This is a genomic window from Anaerobiospirillum sp. NML120449 (genome assembly GCF_023051105.1).
GTDB lineage: Bacteria > Pseudomonadota > Gammaproteobacteria > Enterobacterales > Succinivibrionaceae > Anaerobiospirillum.
In genome coordinates, this window is sequence record NZ_JALKIL010000063.1 from 1 (window position 1) to 16,354 (window position 16,354).

Consider the following 16,354-nt stretch of genomic DNA (forward strand, 5'->3'; position numbering starts at 1 on the left):
AGACTACCATAATGACCCCATGCCAATAGTCCAAAAAACTACACTATATTGACATCATAGTTATCCTATACATATTTACCAATTTCTATTCAATTTACTTAAAACATCAAGATTGTCTGTCTATATGTTGCAAGTTGATTATTGAGCAGTTGTGACCCCGTTTTGGCAATGTCACTGACAGGCTGAAAAGCCGTCTTAATGCAGTGAAGTCACCGGATACCCCGGCTTCATTCATTGTTCTGGCCACCATTGTCGAAAGCATCAAGGACTTCGAGAGAGACCTTGAAGACACGCTTAAACATCAGCATGAATAATTAGACAGTCTGTAAAAACACCCATCAGACAGTCAGGCACTTTTCGCAGCATACTTGAGCTGACATCGTACGTACAGTCCTGAGCAGTGACTGGCGTACGCTCATTGATTATCAGTCCTACCCGGCTGTCGATGCCGGTAAGGTGCTGCACACTGCTGTAAAGGCAGTGCTCAGCCAGCACATCTGTCTGTTAACTGATGATCCCGGAATCGTAAAAATCGTGGAAAAGGCTGCAAGAGTGCCATATTAAGCAACTGGGTAAGCCACTGGTAGCTATTCATTTTTAAACACAGAAGTTTGCAGTCGTATTCTTTAGCCTGCTGTGCTCAAATCTGCTAAAAATCGTGAATAACAGGGCAAAACAGCTCATAAGTGACCAAAAGTTCCCGAAAACTGCTGCAAAACCGGGCAAAAGTGCCATATGAGCCACTGGAGCTCTGCACTGTGAAACACAGAAGTCTGCAGTCGTATCCTTTAGTCTACCGTGCTCAAATCTGCCCAAATCCCATCAAATCCCCTCAAATCTGCTCAAAATTGTGAAAAAACGGGTAAAAACGGCTCAAAAGTGACCCAAACGTCATGCCCGTGTACTTAAGCAAAATATGATATTTATGCCGATTACCAGGCACTTGCACACCAACAATGTCCAAGCATGTTTGTTTTGGGCAGTTTTACCAGCACATGAGGTGCATTTTGGAGGCGAAATTACTACTTTATTCCCGATTTTGGGGAAAAATTCAAAATACGTCACAAACTCTGTAAAAACCTGATGAACCAGCCATAAATAGAAAAAGGCTCCTTGTTAAACTGTTAAAAAATTTCAAACCACAGTTAAGGAACCTTTATGACCAACATACTAGCAAGAATCAAGTCAGTAGGCCATGCCTCAGTAATAAAATCAGGCATCAATAAGCTCAATGTGCTCATGCATGCTTGAAATACATAAATTACTTTTGCAAGGCCTCGCAATTTCCACAGGCGGAAGTTGCGGGGCCTGCGCTTTTCAGGGACCATAATGCTGTAAGTATCGATTAGCGTATTGGCGTACGTACGCCTGTTTTGCTGTTACTCCTTATGAGGTCTGTAAATGAGCATAGCCACACAGGTCAAAGAGGTGTATGACCGAAGAAAGTATGAGTCCATTGTCAGCATATTTCAGGATGTCGATCTTGAAAACAGGGATGAGCAGTACTGGGGAGTTAAGCCTTTGTCATCACGCTGGTGCGCACTGATGATGATGTTTGCTCATGCTGTACTTGAAGAGAGCAACGAGGAGTGGCTCAACCTGCGTCGCATGCTGGTCAAGGCTAAGAATGCCCTGTATCTGTGCCATGAACGTATCGGAAAGGATCTGCAGTGGAGCCTGATGAACGCCCAGATATTTGATGCACTGGACCTGCGTGAGGACGCATGGCACTGGTATGCGCATTGTTTTGAGCTTGCTCGAATAAGTGGCAAGCCCAAAGAACAGGCGCTTAAGATCTTCAGTAAGCAGTTCTGGGAAATTAACCGCTGTTTCCGCTTTAGCATCAATCAGGTCTTTGACTATCCCTTTGTTGACCGTGTAAAACGCGCCTGGAAAGCCTTTGAGCTTGATGAAGCTCAGATTTATAAGGAGCTGACCACAGTACAGTTATGGTCAGAGGATATATTTATTGCAGCAGCCGTCCCGTCCTCAAGAGCCAGCTCCCGAATCATGGCAGCAGTAAACGCTGCTGACATTTTCACAGGCAATGAGACAGCTGACTGCATCATCAGGATTTTTGATATTTTCAGCGAGGCCTTTGACGGACTGAGTCTGCTCATAAGGGTACACAACAGCAAGGCAGAGCTGGAGTTTGCTGCTCAAGGCAGCCTGCCGAGACTTTATCAGCTGATTGAAATGGTCAGACATGCTCCGCCGCATCTGAGCGAACGCTGGACCTTCAGTGCCGGCCTGTCACGTCATTCCCCTGCTCAAATCATTAACAGCATGAGCAAGGCCATCGAAAAGGACTATGGCTGCCGCAGCGGGGATTGCGACGGCAGTTGCGCCGACAAAGACAATGGCAGCTGCGCTGACAGGGACACAGGAGGCATCAATGGCAGTGGCTATGCCCTTAATATCAGTCCTGAAACAGTTATGGTCCGGCTAGAGCCTGCTGACAATAATGCTTTCAGGCTCATAGCCTGTGTGCCTGACTGCCAGAGCTCTGACATGAACAGTAGCAAGCAGTACTCACTGCAGAAGAAACTACAGGGCGCTGCAGGACGGTATTGTAAAAGGAGCTCTGAGACGCTCATTAATGATCTGTCGCTGCTGTGTTCCCTGCTGCTTGGCGATGCGGCCCGACTGCGCTGGATAAGCTCCATTGAACTGATCGATGCACATGGCAATAATGATAGCTTTGTGCTCAGCTCTCTGCCTGAGGAGCTTAAAAAACGCGGCGCCAGGCTAATGATCCGTAGCAAGGATGTGCCCCGTATTTTCTCAATGGAGCAGCCATCTCAAAGCGCGCTTACAAACAATGCCTCGCAGCGCCCTGGCCTGATAAGCGGAACAACCTCATGTCTTCCGCTGGTCAGTGAATATATGGCAGGTAAAACAAAGCTTGCTGACCAGCTTTGTGATGACGGCGCCTGTGCCGTTTTCCTTTTCTGGCCCTCACGTGCCGATGCCAGTCACTCAGACAGCAGCTCTGCCCCGTCTGAGCACGCACCACCTGCAGACAGCAAGGCCTCTTCAGATAGCGCAGCCACTGCAGGCAGTGCATCCGGACAGGATGGCGCTTACAACGCGGTTGATGTTGAGTTTAACCTTGACCTGGCCCGGCGCCTTGGTGAGTACATTACTGCAGATTCAGACGGTCCCTGTGCCACCATTACAGCAACCGTATGCGGTCAGAGGTTCAGCTGGATTGACATGCTGGCCTGGGACGTAAAGAAAGTAACCAACAGGGCAAGGGAATATCTTGAGAGCACCTCAGTACCAATGTCATGGATGCACAGTTTCTTTCCCGTCCCTGAATCCGTGCTGGTACACATAAGGCCTGAGTTTGAATCCCTCAAAGAAGCTGTCAGGGAGGGAGAGTGTGACCTTGACGCCATCAGGCAGACAGCTCTATCTCAGGGAGCTGGCGCTTACATTCCAGTCGCAACTGCAAATAATGATAACCATAACAATAAAGAAAGAGTTATCACTATTAGCTCATCTGGAAATATGAGCAGAAGGTCTCATTAATCACAGCCAGGCCTGCCCCCTGTACTTGCCTTATCTGCTGCCAATGTACTTGCCTTATGTGCCTGCCCTGCAGGAACTGAACTTACAGGAGTACAGCCTGGCAGCTGCAGTGGCTAATATTACTTTCTAAAACAATATCATTGCTGCCCTGCTTTCAGGCACTTTGAAAGCCTCGTCTGCGGGGAAGAAATTTCTTACCGGCCGCCCATAAGATCAGCTGAACTGGCCTTTTTTGTAATGTAGAAACTTAGGAGTAAGAACATGTCAACTATTCTTGAGCAATACAGGCTAATCAGTGGCAGCAGCCGTTTTGAGGAGCTTATGGAGCTGCTCAATTCTGTTACATCAAAGGGCCATGACATGGTTGACTGGGGCTGCCCTCATGACAGTCCTGAACGCATGGAGCTTTACACTGCTCTTACAGCTGCCCTTTACGACTCGCTTAATCTTGAGGGATTTGAGGTAAGACGCGCTATAAACCATCATATAGAGTTTCTTGAGAGCATCAGGACTGATTTTTGTAACACCTTTGAGCTGTGTTTTTATCTTGGTGAGCTGTTACGACTTGTCGACAGCACCAGAAAAGCAGCTGAACTCTACCAGAAAGCCCGCTCCCTCTTCCCATTTAAGCTCGCCCTCGATCCCGAAGCCCACAGATCATCAGACCTTCAAAGCCCTGACAATGCCGCATGCTCCTCAACTTACGGGGGCAATGGTGATCAGACTGCTGATGCCGGTGACAATGACGATCAGACCGCAGACGCCGGTGGCAATGACGCTCAGACGGCTGACGCCGGTGGCCATGGTGCTCACACGGCTGATGCTGGTGCCAACGACGCTCAGACTGCTGACGCCGGTGGCCATGGTGCTCAGACTGCTGATACCGGTGGCAACGACGCGCAGACTGCTGATGCTGATGGAGATGGCAGCGCTGCAGAGGTTGATGCGATCATAACTGCAGCGCTGGCTCAGACCTCTGAGTATCAGGCAAATGCCCGCAACGGTAATTATGGCAATTCTGTTCTGCCTGATGCCGGTGATTTTAACGGCTGGATGAGACTTCAGAATAAGTTTTTTGTGCGATCTCATAACCTGCAGCGCTTCAGCAAGGTTCCCCTGTTCACCATTCCATTTCTGGAGCGTGTTCTGTGCATGTGGAACTCGTTTTTACAATATGAAGAGGAGCTTTACCAGAAACTTTCAACCGATAAATTCGGCTCACAGCAGTGGCAAGAGGGCAAAAAGCAGCTCGATCATGTCTTTTCTGAGGTTTTTGAAGATCTGCATTATGAGCTTATGTTCTGTCAGGGCATTATTGAGGTCGAGTTCTGTGCTGACGGCAACAAATACCGTCTGTTTGAGCTTCTTATCATGATCAAAAGGGGCATTCAGGGCCTTGAGCACCGCTGGAACTTTACGGCTGGCTTTTCCCCGGCCACTGCAGAGGTGATTGATGTCCTCAGAGGCATACGAGGCCAGGGGCCCGTAGACTGGGATAATCTGCGTACATGGTTTGAAATCGCTGATGACGGACACCTTGACCTGCAGATATTTAATGCTGCCCCTGACAGAGAATATCTGCCCTATGGAGTTGAAAGGCTGCATCTGATGCGCCTGACATCCCGACTGCTCGGAGAGATGTTCACTCAATTTAAAGTCAGATACTTTGAGAATATTGACGATGAGGCTGAGGCTCAGGAACTTGAAAGCAAACGTCCTTCCATAAGCCTGAGTGAGCTGCCTGCAACACTGAAGGCCATGGGCATCAAAATCCACCTTGCTGCCGATGAAGCTCTGATTTTCAGGGACATCACCTATGAGGCTCAGGACAGATGCATTCCCCCAAATGGCTACCGCTCTGACATTTATGCAGGCCTTACCGTGTACCATGAACTGCTTTGCGAACATGCCCGCTCAGTTACTCTGACCAGCAACATGCTTCACAGTGACGGTGTGGCTTTCGGCTGCTTTTTCTGGCCGATAGCTCCTTTCTTGGAAAACGGCGAGGTGACTGCCGCAACGCACAGAAAGAACCTCGACTATGCCCGCAAGCTTGCTGTTTTCATGAAAAACCTCAAAGGTCAGGAGTTCATAACCGTAATTGGACGCTCTACCGGCACCAGCTATGGTTATCTGGAGTTCTTAAGCTGGGATCTGGGTCGTGCCATGGAGTGCGCCCGTCAGTACTTTGTCCTGACCCGTCCTGAGTTTGCCGGCATGCTTATGCTCAACGGCCGCAACAATGCCGTATCAATTTACTGCAGTGATGAGGCCCGGGAGGACTGAAGCTGGACAGCTGCACTTCACCAGCCCGCCAGTCTCAACCTGCAGGTCATCTGCACCTCCCCAGCCTGTCAGTCCCGGCCAACATGTCAGCCGTCCTTACTCTCGCAAGTCCCGGCCTGCAGGTCAGCTGCACTTCCTCAGCCTGTCAGTCACGGACTGAAGCTGAGCTGTCGCAGAATCTGGCCTGTCTCAGCCTGCAGATCGCACTCAGAACAGCTCACTGCGGTGCACAGATGGAGCAGCTCCTGCCAGAAAAGATCAAAAGCCCCTGCAACATGCTGCCAGGCAGCACACTGCGGGGGCTTTTGTTATGTGCTCAAGGCACAGGGCTCATCATAGCCGTCGGTGGCCGGTGCCAGGCCGACCAGCCAGAGACAGGTCAGGCTGCCACCTCTGTCTGGTGGCGGCTGCATGAGATGCAGCCGCTTAGCGAAGCGCTGACACAGCTGCGTCAGATGCATGCGTACTGACTGGCCTGGAAAGGCATCAGCTGCACAGGGAAGCGCTGAGCACTGGCAGGCGCAGATAGCCCTTTGGAGAGCCATCGTCCTTTTCGATGTGGAAGCCGGTGGCATAACGCTCGCGCTTCCACTGATTGCGCTGCAGCAGAGCAAAGAAGCGGCGTACAAAACGCCCAATGTCTTCATTGGACAGACCAAGGTCGCTGGTTACGTCCTTAAACTGACCGTCACGCTCACTGACCAGCAGATTCTCAATCTCATCAGGCAGCATATTTTCCTGAGCAAAAAGACTGCGAATGGTATCCAGAAGCGGATATGGCATGAGATCCTTTTCATCAGTCTGCTCACCGCCTGGACGAAGCTCGGCTGTTGGGGCCTGAGCCACAATGTAGCTCATAGCCGGAATGGCAAAGCGCTGCTCATAGCCGTCAAGACCAATGCCATCCTGCATGATACGGCGATTGATCTTCAAGATGGTGCTCTTGCCTATGCCTGCTACTGGAGACAGGCCGCCAGCGGTATCACCATCCATGGTACAGTAGCCTACTGCGGCCTCAGACAGATTGGAAGTGGCTATGAGCAGGAAGCCCTTGTGGTTGGCAAGCAGCCAGATGCCAGGCAGACGGGAACGGGCCTGAATGTTCTGCAGAGCTATGTCATCAGTTGACCAGTCCAGCTCATAACCAAGGGCCTTGTTCAGAGTACCAACATAGTCGCTGACCATTGGAGCAATAGACCAGTGCATGAAGGAGGCACCAAGGCAGCGGGTCATTTCCTCAGCTGCGGTTCTGGTTACGGAACCTGAGTACTCAGAGCCCTGATAGGCACAGACCAGCACCTCTGGTATGACATACTTTTTGAGTACCTCGACAGCCTTGTCTATGACCACTGGAGATACCAGACAGCCATCGCGCTCTTCACCGGCTATGGCTGATACTTCGGCAATCAGAGCCTCGTAGTTACACTTGATACCAAGGTCCTTGAGTTCCTGAGCATACTGCTTTACTCCCAGATGTCTTAAGGCATGGACATGGGACAGAGCAGCACATGATGCGCACAGAGCAGAGTCGGCACCTCCGGACATGGACAGAGCAAAACCCTTTGAACGGGTCTTTTTCATCCAGTCATAAAGACCAAGGGACACAGCCTTGAGCATTTCATCATACTGATGCAGATGAGGCTCAACTCCGCGCTCAACTCCTACAATTTCATAAGGACGGAAAGAAAAGAGCTGGTTGCGGGCCTTAACCTCACCGTCAGCAATGAACAGACACTGACCGTCATAAATGGTACCGCCGCCCTCGCAGCCCAGGTTATTAACCCTGATTACAGGCAAATCAAAGGTAGTAGCAAGAGTCAGAGCCTCGAGCTCATAATTCTGCGGCAGCTCCACCTCATAGCCATAAGCCTCAGGGACCACAATAAAAGCAAACTCATCGTGATGGGCGGAGACGTAATCCACCAGCTGCTGACCGCAGAAAATACCGGCATCACCAAAGGCTATCAGTACCTTTTTGCCTCCGATCTGAGCTACATAGCCCTTGACCAGATCAAAGCCCGGGAACTCATAGGCCTGATAGAAATAGCGCACACTGTAGTCAGTACGGGAATGCTCCATCTTAAGACGGCTTGGAGCGGTGAAGAGCACCTCATCACGGGTCATAAGCACATAGGCTGATGCCAGAGGACCATGCTCAAGACCATAGTACCCGGCCTCGGCACATGCCTCCTCATCATCAGCGCCCACAGCTGCAGCAAAAGCCTCTTCATCGGCAAAACATGAGGCTGTCATAACTGCAGGCATGCCCAGACCAACAACAAAATCAGCAGGCAGCTGCTGCTGGAAGGCGCGCACTTCCTTTTGCACGCGGGCAATAAAGGCCTTGCTTAAGAAAAGATCATTGCACTCCATGCCTGATGCGACCAGCTCACCGCAGAACAGGGCATTTTTTCCCTGCTCAAGCGCCTCACCTGCAGCCTTGAGAATCTGCTCAAGGTTCTGCTTTACACCCAGAGCCTGGGTATTTAAAGCCAGAGCGGCTATATTATCTAATCTCAGCTCCATTGAAGGCCTCACTGTTGGTGTAAGAAAGCTAAGCGGCTGCACAGCCGCCCCGGCAGCAAAGTCACCATCTTCATCCCCGCCGCTGCCATTGCACCACCAGGCACCAGCAGCACCCGGCTCAGCCTCAAATTCAAGCTCTTATTAAGATCAGGATTCAGACTCAGAATCAGGTCGTTTACCGACCCTGATCCGGTACATGACAGTTAGCGGGCAAACTCAAGTGCCTGCGCCTGTTCGATAGTTTATCCCAGGCCCTGTCCAAACGCCCGATAAATTTCATCCCTGCACCATCAGTCGCCTGATGCTTACCAAAACCAGACATGCAGCCATATCGGATACCCTCCCATGCTCCGGCAGCCATACTGGTTGCACGCACCTGCAAATGCCTTGCATTGAATGCAGGGCACGGACTGGGCACGGCGCAGAAATAACCGGAAACATCAATGATGCCCCAAGCCTGTGCAGCCCGGACAGGGCATCAGCTTATGCCCCAAATGTCTGGACACATGTCTGGACAAATTTCAGCCGAATATCGGGACAGGTGACTGCTTCTTTCCGGTACTTTCAGCTGGTACTTTTCTGATACCAATGCTGCCATTATGGGGCGGAAAATCATCCCTGTGACCAGCTCTTTCCCCTGCACTTTCAATGGGTTGCAATCACTCTTGCTGCTCCCATTTGACGACACAAATAGATACCGGATACGGGCGCCTCGGGGCTTAATTTTTCCTTGATTTTTTGGCTTTTGATGTCACAATATAGCCAGCCAAAATTACCTGAAATCTGTCAGGATTAAATGGCAGCAATGGCATTTACGGACTGCTGACAGTACAGGGTTGATCAGACAGACACTATTCATATGTGCTGACTTGAGTGTGCAAGATGTGCAAAGCACGATATGCAATCCGCACCTTAGCCATACCTGCAGCTGTGCAAACAGAATTACTGTCGGCAGGTAAATATCAGATTTTCTTATCAGCCTCATTTTCATTATCCCTACTGGATCTGTATGCAGGCTGTTACTGTGATTGCATTGTCAGATTCAGTGATCTTCATGATGCCATGGTACAGCCCGGTCAGCATTAACCTGGAAAGAGCCGTCCTGAGTCAGGCCTTATTCAGGACCTGAAAGCTGCCGACTTCATTGTGGCATGTTCATTGCCATCAAAACTGAATTTCCCGTCACAACGATTTTCATCAGGTTCTGACCGCAGGTCAGGTGTCATTTTAATTACGCTTACGAAATAAGCCGGAGAAGAGCTTTGAACAAGTATGTAGTCTCTCAGGGACATTGCAACAAGCTGGGTGCCACCATTGAAAATGGCGGTGTGAACTTTGCCGTGTACTGTCCTGCTGCCTCAGTTATCGAGCTGCTGCTGTTTAAAGATATCAATGACCATGATCCTCAGGTAATTTCCCTGTCCTCACAGCTCTACCGCTCTGTTTACTACTGGCATGTCTTTGTCCACGGTATTGGCGCAGGTCAGATTTATGCCTGGCGTGTCCGTGAGGCTGTCCGTACCTACAAATACGCTGCCAGCCACGTTGAAATCGGCAAGGTTCTGATTGACCCTTATGGCAAGCGTGTGGTCTTCCCTGACAGCTATGAGCGCTTCCAGACCACTGATGAGGCCCGTAATGTTGCCAATGCTGCCCGCTCTGTAGTTGTTGATACCTCAACCTACAACTGGGGTATGGACTGCGCTCCTAAGCATGCTCTGAACAAGACTGTTATCTACGAGATGCACGTCAAGGGCTTTACTGCCCACCCAAGCTCTGGTGTTGCTCCTGATATACGTGGCTCCTACCGTGGTCTTATCGAAAAGATTCCATACCTTGTTGATCTGGGCATCACCGCTGTAGAGCTCCTGCCTGTCTATCAGTACGACAAGTATGATGCTCTTCCGGGCAAGGAAAACTACTGGGGTTACTGCCCTATGAGCTTCTTTGCCGTGCACGAGGCCTACTCCTCAGACAAATCCATAATGGGTCCGCTTGATGAGTTCCGTGACATGGTCAAGGCACTGCACCGTAACGGTATTGAAGTGATTCTGGACGTGGTTTACAACCACACCTCCGAGGGTGATGCCAACGGCCCATGCTACTGCTTCAAGGGCTTTGACAAGCGCAATTACTACATCATGAATGACCAGGGCGATCACTACAACTACTCAGGCTGTGGTAACACCCTCAATGCCAATAACCCTGTAGTACGCTCTCTTATTCTCGACTCCCTGATTTTCTGGAAAGAGGAGATGCACGTCGACGGCTTCCGTTTTGACCTTGCATCCATTCTGGCCCGTGATGCCAACGGTACTCCGCTGCACAATGCTCCTGCCCTTCTTGATATTGACCACAATGTACGTCTGGCTGATGCCAAGATTATTGCCGAGCCATGGGATGCCGGCGGTCTGTACCAGCTGGGCAACATTGCCGGTTCCAAGTGGAGAGAGTGGAACGGTCAGTTCCGTGATGATGTACGCCGCTTTATCCGTGGCGACAGTAACTCTATTAAAAAGTTTGTATTGCGTCTTATCGGTTCACCTGACATTTACAATGAGCGTGAAATCGATCCTCAGAAGAGTATTAACTTCATCACCTGTCACGACGGCTTTACTCTCAACGATCTGGTGTCCTATAACTACAAGCACAATATGGACAACGGAGAGATGTGCCGTGACGGCAATAATGACAACTACTCTGCCAACTACGGAGTAGAAGGTGAGACTGATAACGAGCATCTCAATGAGTTGCGCCTGCGTCAGTGCAAGAACATGCTGGCACTTACCGTACTGTCGATGGGTACTCCTATGATCCTCATGGGCGATGAGATTCTTCGTACTCAGAACGGCAATAACAATGCCTACTGCCAGGACAATGAAATTTCATGGATGAACTGGGATCTCAATGAACGCCAGAAGGAGATGCTGCACTTTACCCGTCAGATGATCCGCCGTCGTACCATCAGAACCCGTGCTTCAGCCAATGCCCAGCGCCGTCGCAACTACACCATGCTCGATGGTGTACTGCGCAATACCCGTCTGCAGTGGCACGGCGTCAAGCCATTCCAGCCTGACTGGTCCGATAACTCCCACACTATCGGTCTGATGGCCTACTGGGGCGTATACAGCATTTATGCTTACATCTTTGTTAACGCCTACTGGGAAGATCTTGATGTAGAGCTGCCACCACTGCCACTCAACTCCAAGCGCCAGTGGAGCCTGCTGGTAGACACAGCCGATAACCTGCCAGATGATGTGGTTAACATCTTTACCATGCCACGCTACAATGCCGGCGACAAGATTAAGGTCAACAGCCGCTCCCTGATTATTCTGGTATCACCTGCTTTCTAAAATATTCTGCAAAGAATCAAGAAAAAAATTTCAGGCGGTCAGCTTGCATCACCATAATGGCAGATGCATTCTGACCGCCTTTGTTTTACCCCCAGCCCCTCCATATTGCGCGCACGCGGTGCTTCATCCATAGTATGCACGCCCAAATCGCGCTCAGATACGCCCTTCATTATGCGAAAATGCGTCTGCATTATGGGCAGATTCGCCAGCATTATGGGCCGATACGCCATGATTTATGGCCGGATTCGCCAGCATTATGGGCCGATATGCCATGATTTATGCCCGGATTCGCCAGCATTATGGGCCGATATGCCATGATTTATGCCCGGATTCGCCAGCATTATGGGCCGACATGCCATGATTTATGCCCGGACTCGCCAGCATTATGGGCAGATACGCCATGATTTATAATCATGATGCCCCTGTGAAATAAATCGTTTTATAAAGACATTTTGTAGATATCGATTCTGCGGCGATTAATCTAAACCCCTTTGCCGTAAGCACTTGTCACTGCAGCCGGGCAATTAGCTCCGTCCATAAACTGCTAATACCTCAGCTTATATCGCCCTGTCTGTGCATATCTGTGCTCATACCTGCGCGTCTTACAAAGCTGATCCCTGTATGGCCAGACGTCCCACACAGCCCGCTCAGCCACAGGTTCACTGGCTGCATATCATAAGAGTTATGGCCAAATAAACATGCAGTATAAGATGCATCATCTTGCTTATAACAGTTGGAAAGCAGCGTAATATGCATCATCCATCTTCCCGCATTTGAACACCTGACCGTAATTGAGTCTCTGTGCAATTCATAAAATCATCAGTGAGCGCTGTCACATGCACGGGGCTGGAACACTAGACTGAAGTCTGACCATGATAGAATAGCGTGTCACTTAGTTTTCACAGGACGTAAAGACCATGGATTTTAAGCCAGTACCACCAGATGGACGAGTTCACGACCTCAGAAGTGCTCAGGAAAAATCACAGAGCAACTGCTCTGACGGCCAGTGCAGCAAGGAGCAGAAAAATGACCGCGTAAGACGCAATCTGCGTATCGTGGCTCTGGTCATTGCCGCCTATTATTTCGCCTCAGCCGGATGGTCCTGGTATCAGGAGTCTGAGCACGCCTCAAATGCCACCATTGCAGCAAATATCTCAAATCCTTTAAAGGATCCTGTGGCTTTCCGTGATACTTTTAACAGCCTTATCAATGAGCAGGACACCTCCCTGCCTACAGCCAATGCCAATGACACCCCAGAGGGCTTTGTAGCCGTGCTGTCCACTGCTGTTGAAATGAAAGGCACCGCAAAGCCAAACTCCCGTGAGCTGCAGAGTGTACAGATTCAGACCCGCTACCCTGAGGGCCTGCCTCCAGAGAGTCTGGTAGCTTTCCGTACCTTCATTCTTACCAACGAGCGTCTGTTTGACAGTGCAGCTGATGAGAAGCTTGCCAATACTGTTCTGAGCAGCCTTGGTGTAACTCCCGAGTTTGATGCCAATGAGGACAACAAGAACTTTGAGCCGCTCAATGTTCTTACCCACGGCTATCTGTACCAGACCACCTTTACCTCAGGCCCAATCGATGAGCTTACCCTGGTAGTCACCCCACGTGTTAATGTTGATGACAGTGCTCAGCCAGTAGGCAACAAGGTCATTGACCTTACCAGCACCATAGCAGCTCCTGCAGCTGCCGCACCAGCCGCAGCTGCAGAAAATACTGCCGCAGATAATACCGCAGCAGCTGATACCGCTGCCACCGCCGATACTGCAGACAGCGCAGGCGCTAAGACTGATGCCGCCGAAAGTGCTCCGTCTGCCGCTGAGGCCAATGCCGGAGCTGATACCGATGATGCTGTCGCTCCAGCAGGTGAGGATGATGCAGCAAACTCCATGTCTGCTGCCGAGACTAACGGCACTGAAGAGCCTGCCCCATCGGCTGCCGCTGCAGCTGGCGGTGCCGAGGGTCATAGCATGGCTGAAGAACAGGAAGCCATGCAGGCTGAAAGCGATGTACCATCAATCTAAGTACTTTCTTTGCAGTGCCCGCGCATAAACACTGTCGCTTTACAAAACAGTTAAGTTTAAGCTAAAAGGGAGCCCAGACAGGGCTCCCTTTTGCTTTGCAGGTGTCGCAAGCAGAATTATGACTTACTCAGTGACTTGCCGGTGCAGGTTCAGATGCCGACACAGGTGAATGTGAAGATGCTGGCTCAGGTTCAGATGAAGATGCAGGCACAGGTGCATGTGAAGATGCAGGCGCGGGCTCAGGTTCAAATGAAGATGCAGACGCTGATGCATACGCATGTGCACAGTATCGATGATGGTGATGGCTGAGGACTGTGCTGCGTGCCTGATAAAAGGGTTACGGAAAATCGCAGTGATGTCTCGCTGGTTAAATAGACACCTTTTTACTGGTATTTACTTGTATTCAAGTGGCATGGTTTGCACGATTTTTATCATATTTGCGTGACTGGACACATGTTTGTAAAAGGTGGGTATTGAGACATACACTGGTATGCTGTTAGATTATGTTACCAGGTAACATTACAGCTGTTGCTGTTAACCAGATAAGCATGTGAGGTTTAATTTGATGAAAGTTGGTATCCTTGCCGCCGGTGGAATTGCAGCCAAAATGGCTGACACACTTAATGGTCTCAAGCATCCTGAGATCGAGCTTTATGCTGTAGCATCACGCTCTGTTGAGCGCGCCCAGGAGTTTGCCCGCAAGCACAACATGCCTGTAGCCTATGGCTCTTATGAAGAGCTTGCAGCTGATCCAGCTGTGGACCTTATCTACATTGCCTCTCCTCATTCAGAACATCATACCCATGCCATGCTCTGCCTGAAGCACAAAAAGGCTCTTCTGGTAGAAAAGGCCTTCACCGCCAATGAGAAAATGGCCCGTGAGGTGCTTGCTTATGCCCGTGAGCAGAACACCCTTGTTACCGAGGCTATCTGGACCCGCTACATGCCATCACGCCGCATCATTGCTCAGGCTCTTAAAGACGGCAAAATAGGCTCTGTCCATACCATAACCGCCAATCTGGGCTACCGAATCTTTAACAAGGAGCGTATTTTCAAGCCAGAGCTGGCTGGTGGTGCCCTTCTTGACCTTGGTGTATACCCAATCAATTTTGCCATGATGTTCTTTGGTCATGACATCAAGGAAATCAGCGGCACCTGCGTCAAAGGCGAAAGCGGTGTCGACATGATTGACAGCATGACTCTGATCTTTGCTGATGGCAAGGCAGCAACCCTGCATGCTACAGCCATGGGCCCTGCAGACCGTAATGGCATTATCTACGGTGACAAGGGCTATATGGTGGTTACCAACATCAACAATCCTGAAAAGGTTGAGATCTTCAATGCTGACCACAAGAAGATTGAAGAACTGCCACTGCCAGAGCAGGTCTCCGGCTATGAGCATCAGGTAATCTCCTGTCTCAAGGCCATCAAGGAAGGCGCCATTGAGTGTCCGGAAATGACTCATCAGGAAACCCTTGATGTCATGCGTGTCATGGACAGCCTGCGCACACGCTGGCACATCCACTACCCATTTGAATAAAAGCCGCTATCACGGCTAAACCAGCCAAACAAGGGAGGACTACCATTCCCCATGATGATGGCAGCCCTGCTACAGCTCAGGGCACGTCACGCTGGCTTGCCCTCCCCAGCACATCCTTGCTCATGCCTGCTGGCCTGAGCGCGTATGCAACCATGCACCTTTGCATGCAGATGCCTCAACCGCCGTTCTGAACGTCATCAGGCATGAGCGTATGCCTGAACATATGCCTCGACCGACGTACCAAACTCCGGCAGGCATGAGCGTATGCCTGCCATATGCCTCGACCGACGTACCAAACTCCGGCAGGCATTAGCGTATGCCTGCCATATGCCTCGACCTACGAACTAAACGCTGGCAGGCATGAGCATATGCCTGCACATATGCCTCGACCGACGAACTAAACGCCGGCAGGCATGAGCATATGCCTGCTAATGCACCTGGCCACCTCATGGCAGTGCATCTCCCATTTATTACTCTCCTGGCGCTTTTATACCCTCCCCACATGCCCCCAGCTCCTCTATGCATGCCAGTGCTGTCGCCTGCAATACATCGCCAACTAAACACATACAAGATTTTAAATGTATTATCGTGATGCACAATATGACGCCCCACGCTGCTTGCGCATGTTTCAGGACTGCAGTCTGTTCGATTCCTGTCCAGGTAGCAATGACGTGCTCATTATTTGTAAAAGCTGTCTGATTAGTTGTAATATCGGCACCTGTTTACCATGCTGGGCTTTATGTCCTGCCGGTATTAATGCGGCCTGAACTGACCGCCGCACAGGATCTGTTTTGGAGGGCATTATGTCCCTTATGGAAATCATATTTACAGCACTGGCATTGTCTGTACGGCAAACCGATGAAGGATATGCCTCTCAAAAATAATTGAAATTAATTGACTTTTAAAATAACCAGTGTTAGTTGTTGAGGCGTATTTGCCAAATATTGGCTTATTTATGCCTTTATTGGCTCGTAGTTGTTCATAAAGTAGTTTCGTATGACGTACTCAAACAATCTACTAACCCTCATGCTGCTCATGCGATTTAGTGTGAAGCTGTAAGAGACAGGAGTGGACTTGCCTTTTGACAGACT

General features: G+C 50.1%; 7 protein-coding genes. 6 read left to right on the plus strand and 1 reads right to left on the minus strand.

The window, feature by feature from the left end:
* Window positions 1-1,401 precede the first annotated feature (1,401 nt).
* Complete coding sequence (locus MXE41_RS12295; protein ID WP_247100726.1) at window positions 1,402-3,534, plus strand: hypothetical protein; 2,133 nt, start codon at window positions 1,402-1,404, stop codon at window positions 3,532-3,534.
* Between the two features lie 261 nt (window positions 3,535-3,795).
* On the plus strand, window positions 3,796-5,820 hold the full coding sequence (locus MXE41_RS12300) for a hypothetical protein (RefSeq protein ID WP_247100727.1): 2,025 nt from the start codon (window positions 3,796-3,798) through the stop codon (window positions 5,818-5,820).
* A 486-nt stretch (window positions 5,821-6,306) separates the two neighbouring features.
* Here MXE41_RS12300 and nadE read toward each other — a convergent pair whose 3' ends face one another.
* Window positions 6,307-8,346, minus strand: a complete 2,040-nt coding sequence (gene nadE / locus MXE41_RS12305) for an NAD(+) synthase (protein ID WP_247100728.1) — start codon at window positions 8,344-8,346, stop codon at window positions 6,307-6,309.
* A 1,262-nt stretch (window positions 8,347-9,608) separates the two neighbouring features.
* Here nadE and MXE41_RS12310 point away from each other — a divergent pair.
* The 4 genes from MXE41_RS12310 (at window position 9,609) to MXE41_RS12320 (ending at window position 15,263) form a co-directional block, all read left to right on the plus strand.
* Window positions 9,609-11,699, plus strand: a complete 2,091-nt coding sequence (locus MXE41_RS12310) for an isoamylase (protein ID WP_247100730.1) — start codon at window positions 9,609-9,611, stop codon at window positions 11,697-11,699.
* 917 nt (window positions 11,700-12,616) lie between these two features.
* The gene (locus MXE41_RS12315) at window positions 12,617-13,723 is read left to right on the plus strand and encodes a hypothetical protein (RefSeq protein WP_247100732.1); all 1,107 of its coding nucleotides are present in this window, start codon (window positions 12,617-12,619) and stop codon (window positions 13,721-13,723) included.
* 177 nt (window positions 13,724-13,900) lie between these two features.
* Entirely contained in the window at window positions 13,901-14,032 is a 132-nt protein-coding gene (locus tag MXE41_RS13130) for a hypothetical protein (RefSeq protein WP_281503610.1), read from the plus strand.
* A gap of 256 nt (window positions 14,033-14,288) precedes the next feature.
* Entirely contained in the window at window positions 14,289-15,263 is a 975-nt protein-coding gene (locus MXE41_RS12320) for a Gfo/Idh/MocA family oxidoreductase (protein ID WP_247100734.1), read from the plus strand.
* The last annotated feature ends 1,091 nt before the right edge of the window (window positions 15,264-16,354 follow it).